Annotated in this window: 21 protein-coding genes; 4 read left to right on the top strand and 17 right to left on the bottom strand. The window is 72.5% G+C overall.

All coding sequences use genetic code 11. The features are described 5' to 3' along the window. Positions 1-43: 43 nt before the first annotated feature. From BM385_RS25655 to BM385_RS25580, 16 genes are all read right to left on the bottom strand, one after another. The gene (locus BM385_RS25655; protein WP_093844505.1) at positions 44-709 is read right to left on the bottom strand and encodes a hypothetical protein; all 666 of its coding nucleotides are present in this window, start codon (positions 707-709) and stop codon (positions 44-46) included. 277 nt (positions 710-986) lie between these two features. Next, positions 987-1,469 carry a hypothetical protein gene (locus tag BM385_RS25650; RefSeq protein WP_093844504.1) on the bottom strand — a complete coding sequence of 161 codons (483 nt, stop codon included), beginning with the start codon at positions 1,467-1,469 and terminating at the stop codon, positions 987-989. Between the two features lie 46 nt (positions 1,470-1,515). Beyond that, complete coding sequence (locus BM385_RS25645) at positions 1,516-1,926, bottom strand: NUDIX domain-containing protein (RefSeq protein ID WP_093844503.1); 411 nt, start codon at positions 1,924-1,926, stop codon at positions 1,516-1,518. Between the two features lie 43 nt (positions 1,927-1,969). Beyond that, positions 1,970-2,404 (bottom strand): DUF3307 domain-containing protein, encoded by a 435-nt coding sequence (locus BM385_RS25640; protein ID WP_093844502.1) that lies wholly within the window; start codon positions 2,402-2,404, stop codon positions 1,970-1,972. 97 nt (positions 2,405-2,501) lie between these two features. After that, entirely contained in the window at positions 2,502-2,678 is a 177-nt protein-coding gene (locus BM385_RS27375) for a hypothetical protein (protein WP_175543110.1), read from the bottom strand. Between the two features lie 115 nt (positions 2,679-2,793). After that, the gene (locus BM385_RS25635; protein WP_175543109.1) at positions 2,794-3,336 is read right to left on the bottom strand and encodes a hypothetical protein; all 543 of its coding nucleotides are present in this window, start codon (positions 3,334-3,336) and stop codon (positions 2,794-2,796) included. 98 nt (positions 3,337-3,434) lie between these two features. Continuing rightward, positions 3,435-5,552, bottom strand: a complete 2,118-nt coding sequence (locus tag BM385_RS25630) for a chromosome segregation protein ParM (RefSeq protein WP_093844501.1) — start codon at positions 5,550-5,552, stop codon at positions 3,435-3,437. Between the two features lie 90 nt (positions 5,553-5,642). Continuing rightward, positions 5,643-6,032 carry a hypothetical protein gene (locus BM385_RS25625; protein WP_139275238.1) on the bottom strand — a complete coding sequence of 130 codons (390 nt, stop codon included), beginning with the start codon at positions 6,030-6,032 and terminating at the stop codon, positions 5,643-5,645. Positions 6,033-6,062: 30 nt separating this feature from the next. Next, positions 6,063-8,036: a hypothetical protein gene (locus BM385_RS27370; RefSeq protein WP_175543108.1), complete on the bottom strand. Its 1,974-nt coding sequence runs from the start codon at positions 8,034-8,036 to the stop codon at positions 6,063-6,065. A 653-nt stretch (positions 8,037-8,689) separates the two neighbouring features. Next, positions 8,690-8,995 (bottom strand): hypothetical protein, encoded by a 306-nt coding sequence (locus tag BM385_RS25610; RefSeq protein WP_093844498.1) that lies wholly within the window; start codon positions 8,993-8,995, stop codon positions 8,690-8,692. Continuing rightward, positions 8,992-9,486 (bottom strand): hypothetical protein, encoded by a 495-nt coding sequence (locus BM385_RS25605; RefSeq protein ID WP_093844497.1) that lies wholly within the window; start codon positions 9,484-9,486, stop codon positions 8,992-8,994. Before BM385_RS25605 ends, BM385_RS25610 begins: the two co-directional genes overlap by 4 nt. A 122-nt stretch (positions 9,487-9,608) precedes the next feature. Continuing rightward, positions 9,609-9,839, bottom strand: a complete 231-nt coding sequence (locus BM385_RS25600) for a hypothetical protein (protein WP_093844496.1) — start codon at positions 9,837-9,839, stop codon at positions 9,609-9,611. A gap of 244 nt (positions 9,840-10,083) precedes the next feature. Next, positions 10,084-12,903: a hypothetical protein gene (locus BM385_RS25595; protein WP_107407835.1), complete on the bottom strand. Its 2,820-nt coding sequence runs from the start codon at positions 12,901-12,903 to the stop codon at positions 10,084-10,086. A 131-nt stretch (positions 12,904-13,034) separates the two neighbouring features. After that, the gene (locus BM385_RS25590) at positions 13,035-13,409 is read right to left on the bottom strand and encodes a hypothetical protein (protein WP_093844495.1); all 375 of its coding nucleotides are present in this window, start codon (positions 13,407-13,409) and stop codon (positions 13,035-13,037) included. A 901-nt stretch (positions 13,410-14,310) separates the two neighbouring features. Then, on the bottom strand, positions 14,311-14,568 hold the full coding sequence (locus BM385_RS25585; protein WP_093844494.1) for a WhiB family transcriptional regulator: 258 nt from the start codon (positions 14,566-14,568) through the stop codon (positions 14,311-14,313). Positions 14,569-14,802: 234 nt separating this feature from the next. Then, entirely contained in the window at positions 14,803-15,420 is a 618-nt protein-coding gene (locus BM385_RS25580) for a hypothetical protein (RefSeq protein ID WP_093844493.1), read from the bottom strand. A 399-nt stretch (positions 15,421-15,819) separates the two neighbouring features. Between BM385_RS25580 and BM385_RS25575 the strand changes: the two genes are divergently transcribed. The 4 genes from BM385_RS25575 to BM385_RS25550 all read left to right on the top strand — a co-directional run bounded on the left by BM385_RS25575 (position 15,820) and on the right by BM385_RS25550 (position 23,026). Next, a complete protein-coding gene (locus BM385_RS25575) occupies positions 15,820-16,557 on the top strand; it encodes a GntR family transcriptional regulator (RefSeq protein WP_093844492.1) in 738 nt (245 codons plus the stop codon). A 186-nt stretch (positions 16,558-16,743) separates the two neighbouring features. After that, positions 16,744-17,976 carry an NsdA family TPR-like regulatory protein gene (locus tag BM385_RS25570; protein WP_093844491.1) on the top strand — a complete coding sequence of 411 codons (1,233 nt, stop codon included), beginning with the start codon at positions 16,744-16,746 and terminating at the stop codon, positions 17,974-17,976. Positions 17,977-18,933: 957 nt separating this feature from the next. Continuing rightward, positions 18,934-21,630, top strand: a complete 2,697-nt coding sequence (locus tag BM385_RS27365) for a hypothetical protein (protein ID WP_175543107.1) — start codon at positions 18,934-18,936, stop codon at positions 21,628-21,630. Positions 21,631-21,688: 58 nt separating this feature from the next. Next, positions 21,689-23,026 (top strand): hypothetical protein, encoded by a 1,338-nt coding sequence (locus BM385_RS25550; RefSeq protein WP_139275237.1) that lies wholly within the window; start codon positions 21,689-21,691, stop codon positions 23,024-23,026. 90 nt (positions 23,027-23,116) lie between these two features. On the opposite strand, the gene BM385_RS25545 is transcribed toward BM385_RS25550, so the two are convergent. Then, positions 23,117-23,658, bottom strand: a 542-nt coding sequence (locus tag BM385_RS25545; RefSeq protein ID WP_093844486.1) for a DUF6233 domain-containing protein, incomplete at its 5' end; no start/stop codon positions are given.

Below are 23,658 nucleotides of genomic sequence, written 5' to 3'. Positions count from 1 at the left end.
GCCCCTGCCAGCAGGTCGCTGGCAGGGGCCGCAGGGTTGGGCGCTAGATCTCGACGAACTTGAACTCGGGGGCGTCGGCGAGCCGGACCCACTCGCCGTCCGTGATCAGCTTGGAGTCCCTGCTGGGCATCGTGTTGTCGCCAACGAACAGCTGGAGCACCGGGACCCCGCCGCTCCAGCGGTCGAAATGCCGCCAGCTGAGGCCGCCCTGGTGCGGTGCGCGGCGGATCGTGCCAGCTGGCAGATACTCGTCGGTCAGGTCGTACGTGCGGCCGGTGGCCGGGTCGGTCCACTCGGTGCGCCCGATCTCGTCCTCATGGATCGGGTCGCCGTTGCTGTCGACGCGTCGGTCTGCCCAGGTGACGGTGGCCAGGTAGCCGGGGTGGTCCCAGGTGCGCCCGCCCGGGCCGCCCACGGGGTAGTAGTCGAGGTGGACGTGGCGGTCGATGACAGGCTGGCGACCGCGCAGATCAGCGCGGACCAGGTGGGCCCTGCCGGCCTGGACCGGCGCGGTGTACGGGTCGGTCACGTCGCCGGAGCCGGTGACGTTCGCCGCCCAGCCGCGCAGCGAGATGTAGACGCGGCCGTCGCTGTCGGGGGCCTGCTCGGTGAGCTCCCAGTCGGCGATCACCAGGACGCCCTCAGCGAGGAGGAGGGTGGCGTGGTCGGTACCGGCGATGCGGTGGTCGGTGCGGTCCAAGAACTGCATGCTGGGGGTCCCTTCGAGGTGGGTGGTACGGGGCCGGGTCTGGCTCCCTGCGACCACCCCGGCGACCGGCGTGCGGGGCCGGGGTGGTGGCGGGCAGTCAGCACGACGGCCCCCGCCAGCAGGTAGTGCTGGCAGGGGCCGTGGGTGGTGAGGTCTACGACAGGCGGTACTCCTGCGCCATGTCCGCGAGGGAGCTGCGGAGCAGCTTGGCGGCGCGGGCGACCAGTGCGGTGCTCCCCGCGCCCCGGCCGTGCTCGACGGCCGGGGTAGGCAGCCCTCAGGCCGAGGGCTGGACGGTGTGGGTGAGGTCCTTGGAGCGGGTGCCGAGGATGAGCGTCCGGAGCGCGAGCCACATGCCGGCGACCGGCTCACCCGTGCGCGCGGCCTCTTCCTCTGCGCGCTCCACCAGGACCTGCACGGCCATCACCGCCAGGTGCTGCTGGACCTCGCTCACCCGCGCCGGGTTGAGACCGCCCATCGCCCAGCGCAGCAGCCGCAGCTGCTCAGCCACGTCCTGGTGCACTCCGGTCCCGGCGAGCCGCAGCTCCTCGTGCAGTTCCGCGATCCGGTCCGTCAGTTCCGCGATCTGTGCCTTGAGGCAGCGCCGCTCTTCCAGCAGCTCCCAGTTCTTGTGCTCCGTGCCGGCGAGGGTGTACTCGGCGTCCTCTACTTGCTTCGCGGCGGCGGCTGCGGCCCTCTCGCTGGCTGCGGCGGCCTCGGCCAGCTGCCGCAGCCGGGTCTTGCTGATCACCGTGACCATGACGTCTCTCCGTTCGAAAAGGGCCTGCCCGGCCGGGCAGGCCGGGTCAGCGAGTGATCGCGGCGACGATGCGGTCGTGGTCGAATGCAAGCGGCGGCAGCGCGGGCAGCGGCCACCAGCGGGCGGCACGCGCGTCGGTGCCGGCGGTCGGGGTGTCCCGCTCCGGGCGAACGGCGACGTAGGCGTCGGTGGCGTACCGGCCGCGCGGGTCGCGGCCCGGGGCGTCCCAGCGGCCGATGTGCCGCAGTTCGGCGGGCAGGACCTCGATGCCGGTCTCCTCCAGCAGCTCGCGGACTGCGGCCTGGAGGCTGGTCTCGCCCGGGTCGACGTGCCCGCCGGGCAGGGCCCACCGGCCCTCGAACGGGGGCCAGTCGCGCTCGATCAGGAGCACGTGGCCCTCGGCGACCAGCACGATGTCGGCGGTGTAGCGGATGGTCTCGATGTTCTCGTCGCTCATGACGTCCCTTCCGGGGCTTGCGGGTGTCGGGCGGCTGGTCGGTTCAGGTCGTGACGGCGGTCAGGGCGAGGGCGGCGATGGCCAGGGCCGTGATGTGCAGGGCCTGGTCGACGTGGGCCGCGCCGCCGTGCTGCGCCCACTGCTGTTGGCGGGCGACGCGCATCCACCAGGCGACCGGCCAGCGGCGGTCGATCAGGCTGTGTGTGGTACCGATCCACAGGAGCGCCCCGGTGGCCGGGAGGGGCGGCAGGGTCCAGCCGAGGACGGCCGTCCCGATGAGGAGCGCGGTTCCGCAGGCGGCGATGTGTGTGGCGGCGTGGATGGCGTTGGCTCCCCAGCCGTGGTGATGGCGGCCAGGGTGCGGGTCGCCCGGTCCCTCCGTCCATCCGGCCTTCCGCTGCGCCTGGTGGTCGGTCTGGAGGGGGTAGTCGGCGAGCAGGTGGGCGACGTACAGCAGGAGCAGGAGGTCGGCGAACACGGTGTCCTCGGTTCGTGTCTGGGCGGGAGCAGGCGGAGGCCGGGCGGTCCTGGTGGGCCGCCCGGCCGGGGGGTGTGCTTGCAGGTATCGGGAGCGGTCAGCTCTTGGGGCTGGAGTTGTAGTGGAGGCCGCCGTAGACGTTGCCGACGATGGCGTGGCCCTCGCCGACCTGCTGGATGTGGACGGTGCTGGCCTGGACGACGGTGTCGGCGGCGACCTCGCCGGAGACCTCGTTCGTGGTGGTCTGCTCGTTGCTGTTGTTGTCGGTGTTCATCTCGGCTCCCTCTTCTTGTTGGTGGACGAGGCATCCGTCGGTTGGCGGGCTGCCTGTCCCGTACCGGCGGGCCGCCCTGGGGGGTGGGGTCCGGTACGAGGCGGGCGGGCCGCGGCTACTGCGGGGGGAGTTGGTTGGTGGTCCGGCCGAACCAGCGGGTGTCGTTCTCGACGTGGACCTGGACGTGCTGGACGTTCGTGGGTCCGGTGTGGTGGTGATGGACGGTGGGCGGGAGGGCTGCGGCGCCGTCGGCGACGGCGCGGCTGATGAGTTTGGCGGTGATGCCGACGGCGGCGAGGAGCGCGGGCGGGGCGGCGGCGGCGATCGCGAGGGTGGTGGGGGAGACGGTGGACAGGGACCACAGCACCAGGGAGGTGGCGGCGCCGAGGGGCAGGGATCCGATGGAGTAGGCGAGGACGAGGGTGGCGTGGTCGGTGGCCCGCTGGGACATGGGCGGCCGGCCGGGCTGGGGGTGAGGCACGGCGTCCCCTTGGGCGGGTACCGGGGTGATGTCGCGGTAGTGGGTGGCGACGGGGGCGGTGGAGCTGTAGGCCTCGGCGAGGAGGCGGGCGGCCTCGGCGGCGGCCTCGGCTTCCGTGCGAGCCGGGCCGGCGGCACCGGCGGTGGTGGACTCGTTGGAGGCGGCGGGGGTGTTCATCGGCGGTGTGCTCCTGGAGGTGGTCGTGGGTGCGCCCTCCCTGCCCGGTGTGGGCGGGGAGGGCGCGGCTGCGGGGTGCGGGCCGGCCAGCAGCGGGGTCAGCTGAGCTTTTCGAGTTTCTTGATCAGGGCGAGGGCTTCCTGGGCGGATCCGAGGTGCCGGCCGGTCGCGCCCCGTCCTTGGCGGCGGCGCGGGCTGGGCGTGCCGTCGTCGTCGGGGTCTTCGTCGTCCGGTTGCTCGTCGGGCCGGTTCCAGTCGCCCCACAGGTCTCGGGCGTCGATTTCGGCGATCTCGTGTGCGGTGAGGCGCCCGATCTGCTCGGGGAAGAGGTGGGCGATGCCGGCGCCGAAGTCCATGTAGAGGGCGCGCATGACCTCGGGCTTGACGGATTCGATGATCCAGCCGACGCCGCCGGTGTTGGAGTCGACCGGGGGTTCGGGTTCCCCGGCCATGATCCGCTCGATGCGGCCCTCATCGGCCTTGGTGAAGGACCGGGGGAGGGGTTCGGGGATGTTCTCCGGGCTGATGCCCAGTGCCTTGAACATGTCGGCGATCTTCTTCGGTGCGACGTTCAGCACGACCGGCACGCTGAGAGCGCGCAGGTTCTCGTTCAGCAGCTGCGTGAACCCGTCCTGCACGTACACGGACTGGCCGGCGACCTTGATGCCGATGCCGTATTTGCGGCCCTTGACGGAGACCTGTTCGGCCAGGTCCATGATCTCCGGCCCGTACTGGCCGTCGCGGGCGGCGGAGAGGAATTCGTCGAGGTAGAGGCTGAGCGGCGTGTACGGGCAGCCGACGGCCTGGGGGTGCCAGTCGTGGCACTGCCCGTCGGCCCAGGGCATGTTCGCCCGGATGTCCATGAGGGCGAGCGCCGCGCGCAGGGCGCGCACCATGTACAGGGGGCCGGTGCCCTGCCGGTCGATGTGCCGGCCGAGCGCGGCGGTCTTCTCGTCGGGGGCTTCGGTGGCCAGCCAGACGGTGGCGCCGTAGTTGGCGTCCGCGCACACTCCCAGCGCCATCAGCTGGGTCTTGCCGCCTCCGGAGGGGGCGACGTACAGGCCGTGGGCGGCGCCGCGGTCGGTGAAGACCCGGCCGCGGGCGGGCTGGCCGTTGGTGAGGTAGCCCAGGATCCACCGGCCGTCGGGGCCGGGGGTGAGCAGTTCGCGGGTTGCCGGGTAGACGACGGCCAGCGGGGAGATGTCCCACACCGCGATCAGGACGTGCGGGCCGTCGACGGTGACGAACACCCGGCCATCTGCGTGGGGGATGCCCAGCGCCTTGCACAGTGCCCGCAGGTTCACGTCCGGTTCGTCGGCGGCGTCCTCGAGGCGGGCGCGCCAGTAGACGACGCCGCGGTCCTCGTTCCGCGTCTTGGAGACGAAGGTGGAGCCGGGGATGGGCCCGCGGTCGCAGCCGATGCGGTCGGCCCACCACTCGTGCGTGGTGGGCTTGGCGCGGCGCCGGGTGTGGGCCTGGGGTGTGACGGTGACCTCCAGCCAGCCCGGGCCTTGCTGGCGGCCGTCTTCCTGGCGGCCGACGGGCTTGATGGTGACGACGTCTTCGCTGGTGCCGAGGGCGGCGGCGATGTCGGCGTGGGTGAGGCCCTTGATCGGGCGGCCCTGCTGTGAGGCCATCAGCAGCATCGTCAGGTCGTGCCGGGTGCCCTGGTGCCGGGTGGCCTTGACCACCACGGTCTCCGCCGGGTTTCCGGCCCGGCGCCACAGGTGCCGCACGCCGTCCAGGAACGGGTCGCCGCTGCTCGCCGGAGCGGCGGGGACGGCGGGTTCGAGCGCGCGCAGCACCGATCGGGGGGTGGGGACGGGTGGTGCGGGAATGGCGCGGGCGGGGAAGTGCTGGTGGCGGGCGGAGCCGGACAGCGGGGTGATCAGGCAGCCGGCCGCCGCCCACAGCGCGCCCAGGGCGCCGTCCAGGAGCCAGCCGGGGTGTGAGGCGATGTGCTCGGGGGTGGTCTCCATCGCGATGCGCAGGGCGAGGGAGGTGGACAGGGGCGACCAGCGCATGACGGTGCGGCCCGGGGCGTCGCTCTTGCCGGCCAGGAGGGTGCCGAGCGCTCCGGCGAGTCCGGCGCCCACGATGACGGTGTCGGCCGGCCCTCCGGGGGCCCAGTGCGGGATGCCCACCAGGGCCGGGGCGGCAAGGGCGTAGGCGAGGCGTTCGAGCTTGACGCGGCGGGGGGTGGCCGGGATGAACACCCGAGGCTCCTTTCACGGTGGTTGTGGTGAAGGGGGGCCCGGCCGCGGTGGCCGGGCCCCCCTTTCACGGGACAGTGGTGTTGGTGGTGGTCAGGTGAAGAAGCCGGGCTTGGGGGTCTTCTCCCGGCGGCCCTTGCGGACCTCGTGCAGCCCCGAGTACAGCTGCTGGTGGCGGACCCGGACCGCATTCACTTCGGTCGCCAGTTGCTTGGACACGCCGCTCAGCAGCTTCATCGCGCGGTGAGCGTCCAACAGGTCCAGGCTGGTGTCCTCGGTGAGGGTCACGTGCGAGGACTCGAGATCGGCGTTGTCGATCTTGACGGCCAGCTGTACGGCCCGGTCGGCGAGGTCCTTGGTGGCCTGCCTGATGCGTTCGACTTCGGGCTCGCCCTCGGTCAGGAGCCGGTGCAGCTCACCGAGCAGGCGCTGCACGCTCTCGTACGTCCTGCTGTTGATGTCCACGGGCTGGGGCACACTCACTGCTTGTCCTCTCTCGGGTCATTCACCGGTTCACTCGTGGTGGCGGGCCGCCGACGCGGAGAGCAGGCCGGCCTCGTGGACCGCTTCCATGTCCGCCTGGTACAGCGCCGCCACCCGCCGGGCCGCTTCGAGCGCGGTCTCCGCCGCTTCGGCGTATGCGGAACTGGCCGCTTCGCACAGCCGGGCCACGCCCGGGGCGTGGCCGGCCATCGTCGTGATCCCGTCGGTCACGCGGCTGTCGATGTTGTGGTCCTCACCGAGTTCCCCGGCCATGGACAGCAGGAGCTTGGTGAGTTCCTCCATGAACGTGACCGTGGCCGCCGCGCGCCCCTGGAGCTCTTTGGCGCCGTCCGCGATGGCGGCGATCTCGGTGAGGTATTCCTCGAGGGTGATGTCCGTGCGGTGCTGCATGGCCATCGGCTGCTGGACCACGCGCCGCACGGTCCCGGCCGCCGGCCGCGCGGCGGGGGCGGGCGCCTCGTCCCGGAGAGCCGCGAGGCCGCCTCCCTGGTCGTTCACCGCCAGGGCGCTGTCCGGTGTCTGTTCGGTAGCAACCATGTCCGTACCGGGCATGTTCGAGTCCTTCCTGCCCTCGTTCTCATCCAGGCCCTGGCCCTGGTTCTGGGGGGCGGGTTCGGGCCGGGAGGTCCCCGGCCGCTGGGTGTGGGGCTCGGGAGCCGGGGGCAGACTCGCCGGCCCCGGCGCGATCGGTGCCGGCCCGGACGGCCCCGCCCCGCCGGCGCCGCCGGGCGGGGTGCGGTCCCGGCCGTCCTGCCACCAGCCGATGTCCTCGGCGCGCAGCGGACCTCGGGCGCGCCGCTCCCGCTCCCGCTCGTCCTTCACCCGCTGGCGGTCCCGCTTCGCCTTCTCCCGCTTCTCCCGCCGCTCGCGGATCCACTCCCGTACGCGCCGCCGTTGCTCGTCGCGCTCCCGCTCCCAGTCGCCCTCGTAGCCGGACCACCCCCCGTCTGACGGCTCGTCGCCGCGGCCCGGCTTCGGGGATTCCTTCGTGGGGGGCGTCCCGGGGTTCTCCGCCCCGCCGGCCGGACCCTGTTCCTGCCGCTGGCCGGTTTCCTTGCCCTTGGGCTTCTTCTTGTTCTTGCGGAGGTTGACGCCCTCGCCTCCGGCGGCCGGCTTCGGGCCCTCGCCTGTCTTCTTCGGGGACGGGGAGCCGTCCTTCGGGCCGGTCTTGCTGTCCTTCGGGCTGTCGGTCTTCTTCGCGCCCGCCCCGGCGTTCTTCTTCCAGGGGCGCTTCTGGGTGCTGTCGGGCGGGATGACCGTTGTCGTGTCCTCGCTGCCCTTCGGCCCCGTCTTCGCATCGGGCTTCGCATCGGGCTTCGCGCCGGGCTTGGCTTTCGGGTCCGGCTTGAGGTCCGGTTTCGGTTCCCGCTGGGTCTTGGGGTCCGCCGCCGGATCGGGCTTCCGGTCCGGCTTGCTGTCCTTCCGCGGCTCGCGCGGCGGCTTGGGGTCCCGGTTCCACGGGCGCGGGTCCTGTCCGGCTCCCGGCGCCGGGTTCTTGGGCGGCGTGTGGTTGTCCCCGCCCCGGTTGCCCCGGCCCCCGCCCCCGCCGCTGCCGCTGCTGTTGCGGCTGCCGCCGGGACCGTTGCCGGGGCCGTTCCCCCCGCCGCTGTTGCGGCTGTTGCCGCCTCCGGAGCTGCCTGAGCCTCCGTGGCGGCCTCCGCCGCTGCCGCCCGCTCCGTTCCCCCGGTTCTGCGGGGTTCGGCTGTCAGAGGGCCGGTCAGGGCCCTTCCCGGGGTTGTTGGGGCGCTTGTCGGGCCGGGGTCCGGCGCTGTCGCTGCGGGAACCCGTCGAGGTGTCTCCCCGCCGCCCGGCACCGTCCTTGCGCCCGCTGCCGGTCTTCCCGCCCGGGCCCGTCCCGGAGTCGGAGGACCGCGAGGAGCCGCCCGGGCTGCGCGGGGACTTGGAGCCGCCGGCACTGTCCGCCTGCCCGCCGCCGGACTTCTGCTGCCGGGCGCGGGCCAGCTCTCCCCGGAGCTTGGCCATCTCCGTTTCGTTCTGGGTCTGGCCTTCCAGCAAAGCGACTTTCCGCGCGATCTGGGCTTGCAGCAGCGGCGCTTCCGCCTCCCGCCTTTCCCGGTGGGTATCGACCCTTTCCCCGATCCAGTCTCCGATCCGGTCGGAAAAGGACCGCCACTCCCCGGGCTCCTCATATTCCCCGTCGTATTCCTCGTCGTATTCCTCTTCCTCCGCCTCGCCGCCGTCTTCTGAATCGGCGTCACGAGAGGAAATACCACCGGAATACGAGCGGAGCACTTCACCCGGGTCCGTGGGCTCCGGCGTGGCGGGGAGAACAATGTCCGACTGCTCGCCGTCATCGTCCTCATCGTCTTCCGGATCCGGTGCGGAGGAATCCGCGTAGGACGCGGTCGTCAGCGGCTTCAGCCGCACGTAGTTGGAATTCGCTCCATCCGCGCCATCGGCGGAGGGCAGGTGGTAGACCCTCGCTCCCTCCTCCTCGCCCTCCCCGTGGCCCGGGCCATCCTCGTCCTGCGACACGGCGAACTTCTCCCTCCTGGGTACTTGACAGATCGTGAGCCTCGCGTGCACGCGTGCACGGGCACGCGTGCACGCATTACGCGCGCGAGGCCCGCCCGGGGGATCCGGGCGGGCCTCGCGTCACGCACAGTGGCGCCGGGTCAGTCGTGCTTGTGCTGCTCCAGGACGGCCTGCGCGTTGTGCATCAGGTCCGCCCACAGGCGGCCGTCACCGGCGGCCCGCTGCTCCATGGCCGCCAGGAACAGCCGGACGACCAGGCCGAAACCCGGGACGACGTCGCTGCGCCCAGCCCGGGTCTCTTTCACGATTCTTGATCGGGTGATCCGGAGCCAGAATTCCATGGCCCCGACCTCGCCGCGCGTCTCACGCGCTTTCTTTTCCTCGCCGCGATACCAGGACTTACGGTTGTTGCGGCTTTTCTCATCACTGGTCAGGGGCCGCGTCACGCGGACCTCCTGCCCAGGTCGGAAAGGGAAGTGGGCTCACTGTACTGCTGTTCCTGCGCCGGTTCAACCCGGGGGGTTTCCCGCTGCGGGACGGCAGCCAGTTTCTGCCGTTTCTTCCTCGCCCTCTCCAATTCCTTTTCCCTTCTGGTCCGTGCGGTCTCCTCGACTTTCTCGTCGTGAGCGCGGCGCCGGTGAGCGCTCTTTTCCAGGTCGCTCAGCAGCCGGTTGATCAGTTTCAGCGCGTGGTTCAGCGGGGCCTCGACCTGCCGGGACCGCTGCCGGGGGTGGTAGCCCCGGTCGCCCTCCACATGGACGCCCCGGCAGTACAGCCGGGTCTCGTCCCGCAGCACCTCCAGGAGCGGCCGGATGTCCATCAGGACCCGCTGGTAGTCCTGCAAGAGCGCGGCGAACGCGTCAGGGTTGCGGGCGATCTCCCGCAGCTGCTCGGTGTTCTTCAGCCGCCGCTCGGTGTCCTGGGGCTGCTCGGGCATGGGGTTGTTCCTCTCCCTGGTCAAGGAGTGCGTGGGTGGTGGGGTGCGTGGTCAGCGCGGGAACGCCCGGCGCCTTCAAAGACCACCGGCTGGGCCCGGTGGCCAATGAAGCCGTCGAAGGGTCAGCGCCGGATCGAATGGTCCTCGGTGACGGCCGAACACCGGGGACAGGTGTCGGCGCGGGACGGGCCGGCTGCCGGCATCAGCGCGGCGCCCACCGCGCCGGCGACGCCGAGTCCGGCGGTCAGCAGGAGCGGGGTATCGACGTCGTAGGCGGTCAGCTGCGCCGCCAGGAGCACGCCGACAGCGGCGGCCAGGACCACGGATAACGCGCGGCGGACGGTGAGGTTCATGGAGATTCCTCCGGTTCGGATCGTGTGGGTATCGGGCTGATCGCCCGCGCCCCGTTGGGGGCGGGTGCGGGCGGGTGGCCTGCCGGCCGTGGCCGTCGCCGGTCCGCGCCCCGGTGGGGGAGCGCGGACCGGTGGCGACCATGAGCGGCAGGACATCGACCGGTCCGGACCGGGACCGGTCCAACGCGGTCCGGGGCCGGTCCGGTGGCGGTCCAAGCCCGGTCCGTGGCCGGTCCGGTCCGGGTCAGGCGTACTGCCGGAGAGCGACCGCGATCTGCCCGGCGCGGTCCGTGGAGATGCTCCCGCCCTTGCTGCGGACCGCCCTGGCGATGTTGGACCGGGACAGCGGCAGTTCCTCGGTCCGCAGCTGGTCCAGCGCGGTCCGCTCCACGTCCGTGAGCGTGATGACCGTGCGGTCCGGACCGCCGTCCTCGATCCGGTCCGGGCCGAACTCGCTGCCCGGGGCATCGCGGTGGTCCGGTCCGGGCCGGTCCGTCGTCCCCGGTCCGACCGCAGCTTCGCCGGTCCGGACCGTGACTCCGTAGCCCGCCGGTCCGGTCCGCGAGGCGGGCACGGCCCCGCCGGTCCGGTCCGGACCGGGCGCGGTCCGCAGGTCAGCGCCGTGCGGACCGGCCGCCCCGGACTCCAGGGCGAGGTCCGGTCCGCCGGTCCGGTCCGCCGGTCCGCCGGTCCGGACCGGGCCATGGACCGCGTTCCGGTCGGCCGGACCGGAGTGGACCGGATACCCGCCGGTCTGGACCGGCCGGACCGGAACGAGACCTTCGACCGGTCCGGGCCGGTCCGTACGGGTCAGGGTGAGCACCGTGGGGATCGCGGCCGGACCGTGGTCCGCGGTCCGGACCTGAGGGACCACCACCCGGTGCAGGGCCAGGCCCTCCTTGAACGCCTTGCGGTCCGCCTTGAGCGCCTTGCGGTCCGCGAGCTCCACACCGGCCGCGGTCCAGGCCCGGTCCAGCGTGGTCAGGTCCGCGTCGGTGATCGCCAGGGACCACGCGGTGAAACTGCGGACCGGGTAGCGGAACCAGCGGACCACCCCGATCGAGGGCCGGGCCGCCGCGACCTTCCCGTCCGCGCGGAGCTTGCGGCGGTGGATCAGGGAGGCGTACAGCTCCCACAGCACCATGCCGGTGATCGACATCGCCGCGAACGCCACCGCCTTCGGGGTGAAGTTCCAGTACGTCATCTCCTGGACCCACGCCTGGGCGTCCTGGTCCCAGATCTGCTTCCCGTTGGGTGCTTCGGAGGCGTGCCAGAAGTTCATGACTGCGGCGACACCGGCGAAGAACCAGGTGGAGACGCGGTAGAGGGTGCCGGCGTCCCCGGACTGGCGCGCCTGGTGGTACATCCAGCCGACGAACGCGGTCGAGAGCTCCCAGGCGGCGGCGAACAGGATCGTGAACGGCATGACCCAGCCGAGGATGTCCTCGGCGAACCCGGCCTGCCCGGTCCACGCCACCGCCATCGGCGCGGTGATCGGCCCGATCACCATCAGCCGCTCCGCGTTGACCCTGAGGAACTGCTTCAAGCGGGCGGAGACCGTGGGCTGTCCCTCACGGGCGGCGGCCCGCTCCTCGCGGACCTTCGCCCGCCGGGCGTCCTTCGCTGCCCGGCGCTCCTGGCGGCCCTCCAGCCGGATCCGCTTGCGCTCTCGCGCCCGCTCGGTCTTGTTGGTGGCGCGCTTCATCCGGGCGGCGGCCTCGGCCAGGAGCTCGTCGGCGGCCTTCAGCGTGACCTCTGCGTCCTCCTCCCGCTGCCGGGCAGCGGCCAGCGCCTCCTCGATCTCCGCCTGCTCCGCATCCCGCTGGGCGCGAGCGTCGGCCAGGAGCCGGTCGGCCTTCGCGCGGGCGGTGTTGGTCAGGCGCTCGACGTCCTCGTCCGCGGTCGCCCGCAGCCGCTTGATGTCCTCCTCGGCGAGCTGGCGGGCGCGCTCCGCATCCGCACGGGCTGCCTCCCGCTCCCGGTCGGCGTCCTCACGCAGCTCGCAGGCCGTCTTCTCCGCAGCGGCCCGCACCCGCTCCGCCTGCGCCCGGGCGCTCTCCCGCAGCCGGCTCGCCTCCGTCTGCGCCTGCTCCAGCACCTGGTCGGCCTGGGTGGCCGCCCGGGTCCGGGTCTCAGCCGCGGCCCGCTCCGCGCCGGCGAGGAGCTCGGTGCGCGCGCTCTCCGCGGCGGCCAGGGCCTGTTCGGCAGCCTGCGCCGCCTGGGCACGGGTCTGCTCGGCGTCCGCAGCCGCCTCGGTGGCGACCTTCTCCGCCTGCCGGCGCGCGCCGGCGAGCAGCTGCTCGGCGGCCACCTTGGCGTCCGTGAGGACCTGGTCGGCCTCGCCGGCCGCAGCCGCCGTGACGTTGTCGGCCTCCGACCGGGCCTCGCTGAGCAGCTGCTCGGCGGCGGCCCGGGCGTCCGCGAGAACCTTCTCAGCCTCGCCAGCCGCGGTGCTCGCCGCCTCCGCGCGCAGCCGATCAGCGGCAGTCCCGGCCTCGTTGAGCAGCCGTTCCGCCGAGGTCTTGGCGTCGGCGAGGACCCGGCCGGCGTTGTCGGCCGCGGTGCTCGCTGCCGCGTCGGCCTGCTGGCGCGCCTCGTTGAGGATGCCCTCGGCCGCCCTCTCGGCGTCGGCGAGGACCTTCTCGGCCTCGCCGGCCGCGGTGCTTCCCGCCTCGGCGCGCAGCTGGTCGGCGGCGGCCTGGGCGTCGGCGAGGAGGCGCGCGTGCTGGGTGGTGGCGGCCTCGGTGATGGCGGCGGCCTCGGTGCGGGCGGAGCTGAGCAGTTGGGCGGCGCGGGTCTCGCCGGTGGCGATGATGTGCGCGGCGTCGTCGGCGGCCATGTCCCGCAGGTCGGCCGCGCGGTCGGCGGCGTCGGCCAGGACCGGGGCGGCCTCCTCGAACACCACCGGCGTGTTCTCCTCGGTGCTGTTCGCCGGGGCCGGCCCGGCGGCCGGCGACGGGGCCGGCGCCTTGGGGTTCTTGGCGCCCTGGCGGCTTCGGGTAGTGGGGGTCTTCGCGGCGGCCGGGGCGGTCTTACGCTTGCGCCGGGAGGTGGCTTTGGCCACGGGACTTGTCCTCTCTTCTCTTGTGTTCGGGGGCGCCAGGCCACCGCGGGGTCGGTAGAGTCATGGCAAGGCCCTCCGAGGCCCCGGCATCTCGAGTGCCGAGGGCTCGGAGGGCCGTTGCGCGTAGCCGGTCAGGACTGCCGGGGGAGCGGGGCGCTGCTCTGCTGGAGGTACTGGCGCAGCCAGGCAACGGCGGCCGGGCTCATCGCTCCGGCGTCCGCGCCGTTGAGCGGCGCGGTGTCGATGTCGTGCATCGCGTCGTTCGCCGGGAGCAGCCGCATGTAGTCGGGGTCGATCCCCTTGCGGAAGCAGCCGACGCTCAGGTCCATGACGTCGTAGAGGATCTTGCTGTCGTCGGCGGACGGATACGACCGCTCGACGCGGCCGACGAACGTGTGGCCGGGCTTGCCGAGCCAGAACAGCTCGGGGTCGCGGAACAGGATGTAGTCGCCCTTGGTGTAGAGGACCGTGGTGCGGATGTACTGCGTCTTCTGCGGCTGGTTCACGTGCTCTCCTCATTCATGTGTGCACCGGCTGCGGGCCGGCGGGTCCGGGACTGTCCGGTTCCCCCTCACCGCCCGGCCGCCGGGGATACGGCGGTCGGTGCGGGCGGATCAGGCAGCCGTCAGGCCAGGTGAAGGGTCAAGGGCTGGGCGAAATACTCGGGCACCGCCGTCTCGGATCGGTCAGGTCGTGAACATCGGCGACGCGGTAGCCGGCGTCGAGAGCACCGGCCACCGCCAGGTGCGCCTGATGAAGAGCGGTGGCTGCTGCCGGGCTCCCAACGCCCTGCTCGGCGAGCACCGAAGCAGCAGCAGCCACCGCGCGGCGGGCGGCGCCTATAGCCGGGTCAGTGAACAAAGTTGCAGGTCAGACCCTTCCGGATCCCTTGCAAGTGGAGCAGAGCTCCTTCCCCTGCCGGTCGGCTCCACTGCCGCTGAGGATGCGCACGATCACCTCACCGGATCCGTTGCAGGTGGAGCAGCGAGCCTTCGGAGGCTTGGGCATGCCGGTCACCGCCCCTGGGTGCAGGCCGAGCGGGCGGCACGCCGGTTCATGGGCGGGTGGGGCTGGGTGTCGGCGGCGGGCCGGTGGTGGGCAGTGGCCCAGCCGAAGCACTCGTCGCATTCCCACCGGTTGCCCCGGCGGGTCATCGGGACGCCGCAGCAGGCCGGGCCGGCCGCCGGGACGAGTGGGCTGATACGCCTCTGGCGGCTCCCCGCCCGAGGTGCGATGATCGTCGTCGCGGTCACAATCGAGCTCCATTTCTCGGTGACTGACGTGCCCGGGGCTGCAACCCCGGGTGTGGGAGAGGGCCCTGCGAGGCCCTCCCGCACGGCATCGCCCCCGGCCGGTTCTCCGGCTGGGGGCGATGTCGTCCGAGCGGTCGCAGGACGGTCGCAGCGGTCAGGTCGCAACCTTCGGGGCCCGCCTGCGGGCGGCGCGGCGCTTCAGCACGCGGCGCTCGTCCTCGGACATGCCGCCCCAGACGCCGAAGTCCTGACGGGACTCCAGCGCCCACTGCCGGCACTGCGCCATGACGGGGCACTGGTGGCAGACCGCCTTGGCGACCTCGGTCTGCAGACGTCCCGGGCCGGTGTTACTGAGGGGGAAGAACAGGTCGGGGTCTTCGTCGCGGCAGATCGCGTTGTGGCGCCAGTCCATACCGGTCACTTCCCCTGCCGGACGCGGCGCAGGGCCTCGTCCATGTCGGGGTCGGAGTCGCCGTTGTTCCGTGGGATGCTGTTGGGCATCAGGTCCTCCAGTTCAGGTCCTGGACAGCCCCGGGGGTTCCAAGGTCGCCGGGGCTGTCGCGTGTGCGGGCTGTCGTACGAGCAGCCACGGCTGGCCACCCCGATCGGATCGGGGTGGCCAGCCGTGAGTGTTCGTCCGGGTCGGTCAGTGGGCGCGGCGCCTGGGGCGGAGCGTCTCGAGGGGGACTGGGGAGGGACGCTCCGGGACGTTGCTGGCGGGGATCTGCGCGCGGCGTGCGTCGGTTTCCCGAACGGCCTGCTCGGTACGAGCCCAGCCCATCTCGCGCACCAGCCAGTTGAGCCGGTCGCCGGCCTCTTCGCCGTCGCCGTCGGAGGCCTGCGGCTGCTGCTTCAGCGCGGCGATCTGGCTGACGGCGGGCGCGGGCGTCGCCGTCGGCTTGGGTGTCACCTGGGTCGGCCGCCGGGACGCTGTCTGCTGGATGGCGTCCTCCAGGGCTTCGCGCCACTCCGGGATCGTCATGTCCCACTCGATGCGGCGGTTGCTGCCACGGCAGCGTGTCGCAGCGGCGACGCCGGCCCGGCCGGTGTGGTGCGGGACGAGCTTCTGAACTCGGGCCTGGATGCCGGTGATCGGGCACCAGGTCTTGCAGTCGGGGCAGACCAGCACGGCCCGGAGCGGGTTGCGCAGGTCGATGTGCTGGGGCAGCAGCTGGGAGAGCTGGAGAGCGGGGAGCAAGCTGACTCGCTTGGTGCGGGTGCGGCGGGGACGCTTGCGGGCGGTGGGCGCGGTGGTTGCGGCCATGGCGGATCTCCTCATGGAGGGTGGGGAAGAGAGGGGAGAGCGTGCGTCGCGTGCTCTCTCCGCCCTCCAGGCCGTACGGCACGGTGGCCGGCGCCCTGGGAGACAGACAGCGCAAGCGCTGCGACGTGCAGTAGGGAGCCGTCCCCGGGGGATTAGGTGGTGCATCAACCCCGGCCACCTCGAGCGAGGCGGACGACTTCCTACGGACTTGCGGGCGACGCTGGGCGAAGGCATCCGAGAGGGATACCGCTTGGTGACCCAGCGGCGCCTGACATCAATGTAGACCACTAGCGCCGCATCGCGCTAGTGGTAGCGCTAGAACCTCGCGTGGCGTACTCTTCTACGTGTAGAGCTGCACTGGAGGTGCAATGACACGCGAGCGCGAGAGAGGAGACCGGTATGCCCAACAAAGTCGGATACGCAGAGATCGCCGCGGACTATCGCAAGCAGATCCAGGACGGGACGCTGAAGCCAGGCGACACCATGCCGTCGCTGCGACAGGTATGTGAGCGCTACTCCGTCGCACAGACGACGGCGAACAGGGCCTACCGCGCCCTCAGGATGGAAGGTTTGACCACCGCGAAGCCGGGAGTCGGCACGGTGGTAGTCGGACCGATGAGTAACAACATCGGTACTCGCGTGCGGCTGTACGAGTCGACGGGGAAGGCGCTGGACGGCGGCGAAATCTCCCGAGTCCTCGAGGTAGGCACAGTCGGCGCCGACGAACTGGTGGCGCCCCGCCTTGACGTCGCACCGGGCACCCCGGTCCACGTCCGTCGACGACTCGTCAGCCGGAACGGTGCGCCAGTGCACCTCAGCAGCTCCTACTACCCCGCCTACGTGATCGCGGCGGCACCCGAACTTGCCGAACCGATTTCGACCGGCGGGTCGCGTGAGCTGGCGGCCGCGCGACTGGGGGTTGCTCAGGCTCGCGTACTGGAGGAGGTGACGTCTCGCCTCGCCACCACCGCAGAGAAGGAACACCTCGGTCTGACGGCTGGCGATGTTGTGGTGAGCCAGGTCGTGCGGACGGTGACCTTGACAGACGATCGTGTGGTGGAGGTCGCCGTCAAAGTCGCCGGCGGGGCCACCATCCTCCGCTGGAGCACGATCCTCACGGACAGCGCTTCTGAATGACATGTATGCCCCCTGGGGTCGCCTGGACAGCACACACAGTGCGTCCGATAGCGGCCAGCCGAAAGTGACGAGCACTGGTGACATCCCGAATGTCACCTGCAGTTGTCACCTCCGCCGGCCCCAGGGGGCGTGCCATGCTCGACCGCCGAAAGGCCAACGTCCGCTCCACGAAGAAGGGGATCGACCATGGATGAGCGTCCGGACTGGGCACGCCGGATGGTTGAGGAGCGCGCGGCGCGCGGCTGGTCGCAGACCGATGCCGTCCGCGCGCTGATGGCTCGTCTCCCCGCTGACCAGGTCGTGAGCAGTGAGCAGGACCTGTTGCGGCAGTGGAAGCGCTGGGAGGCGGGGGAGAGCCAACCGACGAAGTACCGGTCGGCCATCGCCCAGACCTTCGGAACGACAACCGGCGCGTTTTTCCCCGAGCGTGGTCGGCGTGACGGGCGCGCGGAGGTGTTGCAGGTCAGCGGCATGGACACCGTGGACATCATCGCTCGGCTGCGGGCGTCGGATGTCGACGGCGCGACGCTGGACGCGCTGCGGATCACCGCGGATCGGCTGTGCTGCGAGTACGCGTACATGCCCGCCGACCAGCTGCTGCTGGAGGGCAGGGCGTGGCTCGCCCGGGTGGTCGGCCTCCAGCACCAGCGGATCAGCCTGGCGCAGCACCGCGAGCTCGTCGCGCTCGCTGGACAGTTGTCGCTGCTGGTGGGCTGCGTCGAGTACGACGCCGGCCGGCCTCGAGATGCGGAGGCCACGCGGCAGGCCGCGCTGATGCTCGGTCAGGAGGCCGGGGAGCTGAGCGTGCAGGGGTGGGCGCACGAGATGCGCGCCTGGTTCGCGCTCACCCGCGGCGACTACCGCGGTGTCATCGTCGCGGCGGAGGCCGGCCTCGCCGTGGCCCCGAACGAGAGCGTCGCCGCGCAGTTGTACGCGCAACAAGCCAAGGCGTGGGCGCGCCTGGGGGACCGGTCGCAGACCGAGGTGGCGCTGGACAAGGGACGTCAGCTCTTGGAGCGTCTTCCGTACCCGGAGAACATTGAGAACCACTTCGTCGTTGATCCGGGCAAGTACGACTTCTATCGGATGGATGCACTGCGACGAGTGGGGGAGAACCGCATCGCGGAACAGTTGGCGAACCAGGTGATCCGGGCAGGGACAGATTTCGACGGCACGGAGCGTTCGCCGATGCGGAACGCGGAGGCCCGGGTCACCCTGGGAGTCGTGGCGGCCCGCGAGGGCGACCTCGACAGCGCGCTCGCGTATGGGGAGAAGGCCCTCGCCGGCGACCGGAAGTCGCTGCCCTCGCTCGCGATGGTGGCCGCCGACCTCGGGCAGGCCCTGCAGTTCCACTACGCCGATGCCAGCGAGGCCCAGGCGTTCATCGCGCACTTGCGCGAACTGCGGGGTGGGCAGTGATTTTCCCCGTCTGGCACGCGCTTTCGAATTCCTTGCGGGCTTCTTCAATTCGTCCCGCAAATCTGTCTGGTTGTACCGCTAGGCTGGGCGCAGGAATGATCCAAAACGACGAAACCCCCGGGACCGGGCGCGGTCCGCGGGGGTGTCGAACGGGGCTTGGCCTCGTTGGGCGACACACCTGGAAAGGAGGTGCTCGCGGGATGCAGGCTACCCGCCCGTGCGGAACCGCACGCGCAGCTACGCCGTTCCTTCATCGCGATCACGTCATCCGGGTGTGTTCGCGCATGCCGACTCAGCCTTCGGATTCGAGGGGGTCGGGATGACCTAGCTGGCCATCGGCCGCGCGTGCCGATAGGAGGACTAGCCACCCTCCGGCCTCGCGCAGCCCGTCTCGCCGACCAGGCACCACCTGGTCGGCCGCTCAGATCCCGGTTCCCGCCGGTTCTGAGCTGCGGCGTCAGCCGCTGATTCACACACGGTCCCTAGCCAGGACCACACGGGCCCCGTCCGGGTCCAACAGCAGTACCGAAGTACCGATCCACCTGCGGGCCCCCGCCAAGAGGCGTCGCAGTCAGCCACACACAGCACCGCGGTGCTGCGCACGACCCCGCTCCGGAGTCCCCGCCAAGGGCTTCCGGAACACCAGCACTGAACTGAACCGATCCGAACCGAACCGAAGGAAAGGAGGTCCGCTTCTGGGTCCACCACACGAATCGCTGCTTGTTTGCCCCTGCCAGGGGGCCCGTCTGCGTTGATCCATATGAAGGCTGGTATCGCCATAGTGCACGAGCACCGCGCGTCTTGTCAGGTCGGCCACGGCCTGGCCAGTACCCCCTCTGGGGGGATTGCCGCAGGTTGCGGCGCCCCATCCCGTTCAAATGTGACATACATCACACCCCCTGGGAGTCACAAACGTGCCTCCGCCGACACCTCCCGCCTGACCTGCGGAGGGCTGCGATGAGCGCGGCCACGGCGACCGCCGCACGGCCGGCGACCGCCCCGCTTCCCCGGCCCCGGGCTGCCCGGCGCGATCCCGGGGTGGTGGAGGCGCCGCCGGTGTGGGAGTCGACCGAGGACCTGGCGCTCACCGAGCGGACGCGGCAGCGGATGCTGCGCGCTCTCCTGGCGCTGCTCGGCGACTCCGGCCTCGCCGGGGCGTCCGACTCCATGCGCACGGCGACCGTCGTGCTGGCAGCGCGGACGAACGCGGCGACGCTCCAGGTGGAGTTGACCGCCGGCGAGTTGGGCCGCTGGGTCGGGGTGAGCCGGCAGACCGTGTGCACCCAGGTCCGGCCGCGGCTCCAGAGCGCTGTGCGGAGCACCGACGTGGAGGCCTCACCGGCGCCGGGCGCGGAGCGCGGCCGGACGCGGGGGATCCGGTGGGAGGTGGAGGCGCTGCGGCGTGCCCGGCACGAGGGCCGGCTGGATGATCCGCTGCGGCTGTCGCGGCCGGAGCTGGCGACGCTGCTGCGGCTGTGCGAGGCCGTGTTCGGGCCGGGCTGGGTCCACCGGGACGGTTCGGTGACGGAGCCGGGCCTGCTGGGCCGGCGCACCGGTGGGGGAGCGGCGACGGACCGGCTCGCGCTGCTGCTGCTGGTGCTGTCTGCCCGCCCGGACGGGTCGGTGCGGCTCTGCCCGGGTGCGGTGCAGCGCCGGTACGGTCGCGCGGCCGCGACAACCGGCCGGCTGCTGGGGTGTCAGGCGGCCGGTGGCCGGGCGGTGTTGGAGCGTCTGGTCGCGGAGGGCGTGGTGGAACTGCCGGGAGGCTGGCAGGGCCGTCTGGTCGTCCCGGCGGTGCGGGACGCGCACGAGCGGCTGAGGTCCGCGCGCCGGGTTCAGGGCCGCCCCGGGGGCCGTTTTTTTGCGCCCCGGCCGTCCGACGGTTCTGTACCCCGGGACCAAATCCCCCCGCAGGCACCATCCGTAACATCGGAATCGCAGGTCACAGGCGGTCAGGACGCCCCCGCCGAAGCGGATTTCGGCTCCGACGGTTCCGTATCCCTTCACGCTGAGCACGCACCTGAGGCTGAGGATGTTGTTGATGGTGCGGATGATGGTTGTGGCTGTTCCGGCTCTGCCGTCGATGGTGAAGGTGGTCGGCGGGGTGACGCGCGCGGGCGCGAGGACCAGCACGCCGACCGGCACCAGGCCGACGCCGATGTGACCACCGCCGGCGCCCCGGGAGAGGGCCCGCTGCGCGGGGAACAGCCACAGCCCGACATCTCCCCGGCGAAAACCAGCAACAACGGCGGCAGCAGCAGCAGCGGGCGGGACGTACCGGCGTGGGCCGGTGGCCCGCAGATCCCCGGCGATCTGCTGCTCGCACTCGACGGAATCGAGCCCCTGTGGCGGCGGCTAACCAGCGACGGGGCCCGGGCGGTCGCCGCCCGCGCCGTTCGGGACGAGCTGCGGCGGGCCGCCGATGTCGTGGCCGCGGACAGCCCCGAGCAGGCCGCGGAGCTGGCGCAGCTCGTCATCGGCCGGCGCCTGGACCGGCGGCTGGCGATGCAGGGCGGGCCCGAGCGGGTCCGGGACGTCATCGGCTGGCTGCGGGCCCGCGGCCTGCCGCGCCGCGGCTGCTCGGACCCCCGGTGCGATGACGGCGTGCTCCTGGGCGCCGGCGGGAAGTGCACGAACTGCTCGGACGTCGCCGGGTTCCGGCGCGGGCAGCGGTGCGTCATCGAGGCCGCCGTCGCCGCCGAGCTGCCCGACGCCACCGGCACCGAGCGCCGGGCCGAGACCGAGCGGCGCCTGCACGCGCAGGTGACCGCCGACGCGGCCGAGACCATCCGCCGCCACCAGCGCGACGCCCAGCTCCGCGCTGAACAGCAGGCGATGTACGCCCGTGCCGCTGCCCGCCGGGCGGCGGAAGCCGAGGCGCAGCAGGCGCTGCCGTGCGAGGACTGCGGCGCCCCGGGCTCGGGCGGTCTGTGCGGGACGTGTGCCAGCCGGCGGCAGGTCGCCGGGCTGCGGGACGAGTTCGTGATGACCGTGGTGGCCGGCCAGGTCACCGACCCCACCCACTCCGGGGAGGTCACCCGCCTGGTCGCCCACGCCCGGGCCACCGTCGACCTGGAGCTGGAGAGGGCCCGGGCGCAGGCCCGCAGCCGGGGAGCCGATGACGCCATGACCATGGCGGCCGTGTGGCTGACCGCCTCGAACCTCGTGCACGACGCCCGGTTCCGGGCGCTCGCCTTCCTCGGCGGGGCACCGGCCGCCAGGGCCGAGGCCGCCGCCGCCCGCACCACCTCCCTGCTCTCCCACGGTCCCGCCGCCGGAACACGGGATGAGGTGCGGGCGGCGGCCGAGCACGTCGCAGCGGCAGCTCGCACCCGCACCGCCGAATACCTCCTCCACAACCGGACCGTGGCCATCCAGGAAACCCTCCACCCCGCCCCCGCCCCTGCGCCCGGGGCCGCCCGCCGGTGCACCGGCCACGGCGGTACCTGCACCGGCCGCGCCGTCGGCCGCTCCGCGCTGTGCCTGGACTGCCGTGCCGGCACCGGGGCCACGACCAGCCCGGCGACGGCGACGGCCCCGGTGGTGCCGCGGTGCCCGGGCTGGGACGGGACTCCCTGCGGCCGCCCCCACCGGCACGGCCTGTGCGTCCGCTGCCGCGCAAAGAGCCTTCCCGTAGCGGCGGGTGCGCGATGAATGATGAATCCGACCGGTTCGTCACCGGCGACTGGACAACCCCCGTACGCTGCCGACCGTGTCCGAATGGGAGAACCTCATGAGCACGCTCCGCAACCCGAGTGCCAGCCGGGCCGTCGTGCAGTGCGGCCGATGCCCCGACGCGCCGGTGCTGAACACCACGGACCCGCTGGCAGACACGGACAAGTGCGTCCGCTGCCAGCACCGGCGGCTGCCTGAACCCCACCCCGACGACCACCTGTGTCTCGTCTGCCGGCAGGAGTGCCCACGCTGCCGGAAACCGACGCCGTCGAAAGAAGGGTGCCGCGAGTGCCAGGGCAAGTGCCGCACCTGCGGCGGGCCCGTCCAGCCCGCCCAACCCCGGGCACCGCGGTACGAGTTCGCCCAGCCCGAGCCGCCCGCCCAGCCGGCCGTCATCACCCCCGGCAGCTCCGCCGACGACAGCGACGAGGACACCGGGGAAGCGGACTTCCCCGCCCCGATCCGGCACCATCTCGCCGCGCTGCGCGAGATCAGCCCGCCCGCCGCGGAGGCCGCCCGCGCCGCCGCCCGCAGCCTCTACGGCCCGGACGCCTCCCAGCGCAGGAACGACATGATGGCCGCCTACGCCGCCTGGCACGCCGCGACCGAGCCGCACAACGACGCCGTCGCCGCCCACCTGGCGGCCAACCCCCCGCCGGAACCCGCACCGGTCCGCCCGCCGGCTCCGCGCAGGCGAGGGAAGCGGCCGGTGCACCGCGAGCGGGTCTTCGTCCCCCGCTCCACGGAGGAAGGCCAGTGCGCCGACTGCCTCGGCGCCAAAGAGAACACCGGCGACCCGCTCCGGATGGTCCTGGCCGCCCTGCCCGCCCGCGTCGTACGCGCCTGCCCCGACGGCCTGGTCCCGCAACAGGTCATCGCGACCATCCGCCAGGAACTGCACCACCACCCCCCGCAACACCTCGTCGAACGAGTCGCCGGCCGATGGACCCGCCGCCTCGCCCACACCCGCATCCAGCGGACCGAGGACGACGCCGACTCCCTGCCCGCTGACCGCATCCTCACCGACCTCATCACCCCCGGCCCCTGCGCCGCACGCTGCAACGACGGCTGGCAGTGGGACACCGACCTCCGCTGCACCCACTGCCCACCGCCACCCCGCCCCGCCCCGAAAGAGCCGGCCGACGACACGGACCACCAGGACGCCGTCCCCATCGGCCCGGCCCAGCGGACCCCGGCCGAAGCGGTGACCTGGCGGCCCCCCTCGACCGAATGCGACGGCCGCGCCGGAATGTGCGGAGTACCCGTCAGCCCCCCGTACACCACCTGCCCTTCCTGCTCGGGCTGGCCCACCTGCCGCTGCGGCACCCGGTACGACCCAGACCGCGGCTGCCGCACCTGCACAGCGAGCGAATGAGAGCGACGAACCACGGCAGGATCGTGTCCCCTGGCTCTGGCTTGCTCTGGCTCGCCATTCCTCGGGATGGCAAAACGGCCTGTTGTTGCTCTATGGCTCAGGGGGTGCGCAGATCTCGCACCGGGCCGCGCCAGCTGCTGCCGCGCGGCGGGCGGTTGCTGGCGCGGCCGGGTAGACCATGCCGGTGGGCACGGCGCAGTCCCCGCGGTGCACCACCAAGCCCTCCGAGCCACCGGTGTCGGCGCCGACGACCTCCTCGATGAGGAACACCGGCGTACGGGCCCGGGGCCGATCGGTGACCACGTCGCCGTAGTCCTCGCCTTCGAGGGGTCCGCAGACATCGGCGGGCGCCCAGAACCGCACCGGCCCGGGCTCGGCCCGCACCACGCCGTCCGGTCCGCGTCCGGCCGCCCACAGCGGGAGTTCGAGCAGGTACCACCAGCTCGGGCCCGGGCCCGGTACGTGGCGGCGTCGGCGCACCGTCGCGAGCAGCTGCTGCTCGTCGGGCAGCGTCACCAGCACCCGCGGTCCGTCCGCGCTGGTGTCGGCGGCCGGGTGCATCAGCCGGCCCCCGCGGTCGGCGACGTCGAGTTGCTGGAGCAGGCGGGGCAGCGCTCGATGCGCGCGCCGTG

The organism is Streptomyces harbinensis (genome assembly GCF_900116145.1).
Lineage (GTDB): Bacteria > Actinomycetota > Actinomycetes > Streptomycetales > Streptomycetaceae > Streptomyces > Streptomyces carpaticus.
The sequence above is the reverse complement of the archived record's forward strand: the minus strand, read 5'-3'. Positions and strand labels throughout refer to the sequence as shown.

Bases quoted from the DNA above. Each gene is read 5' to 3' on its own strand.
- BM385_RS27375 (WP_175543110.1), bottom strand. From the start codon at position 2,678: ATGAACACCGACAACAACAGCAACGAGCAGACCACCACGAACGAGGTC.
- BM385_RS25635 (WP_175543109.1), bottom strand. From the start codon at position 3,336: ATGAACACCCCCGCCGCCTCCAACGAGTCCACCACCGCCGGTGCCGCC.
- BM385_RS25655 (WP_093844505.1), bottom strand. From the start codon at position 709: ATGCAGTTCTTGGACCGCACCGACCACCGCATCGCCGGTACCGACCAC.
- BM385_RS25575 (WP_093844492.1), top strand. From the start codon at position 15,820: ATGCCCAACAAAGTCGGATACGCAGAGATCGCCGCGGACTATCGCAAG.
- BM385_RS27365 (WP_175543107.1), top strand. From the start codon at position 18,934: ATGAGCGCGGCCACGGCGACCGCCGCACGGCCGGCGACCGCCCCGCTT.
- BM385_RS25605 (WP_093844497.1), bottom strand. From the start codon at position 9,486: ATGCCCGAGCAGCCCCAGGACACCGAGCGGCGGCTGAAGAACACCGAG.
- BM385_RS25645 (WP_093844503.1), bottom strand. From the start codon at position 1,926: ATGAGCGACGAGAACATCGAGACCATCCGCTACACCGCCGACATCGTG.
- BM385_RS25650 (WP_093844504.1), bottom strand. From the start codon at position 1,469: ATGGTCACGGTGATCAGCAAGACCCGGCTGCGGCAGCTGGCCGAGGCC.
- BM385_RS25585 (WP_093844494.1), bottom strand. From the start codon at position 14,568: ATGGACTGGCGCCACAACGCGATCTGCCGCGACGAAGACCCCGACCTG.
- BM385_RS25570 (WP_093844491.1), top strand. From the start codon at position 16,744: ATGGATGAGCGTCCGGACTGGGCACGCCGGATGGTTGAGGAGCGCGCG.
- BM385_RS27370 (WP_175543108.1), bottom strand. From the start codon at position 8,036: ATGGCCAAGCTCCGGGGAGAGCTGGCCCGCGCCCGGCAGCAGAAGTCC.
- BM385_RS25600 (WP_093844496.1), bottom strand. From the start codon at position 9,839: ATGAACCTCACCGTCCGCCGCGCGTTATCCGTGGTCCTGGCCGCCGCT.
- BM385_RS25580 (WP_093844493.1), bottom strand. From the start codon at position 15,420: ATGGCCGCAACCACCGCGCCCACCGCCCGCAAGCGTCCCCGCCGCACC.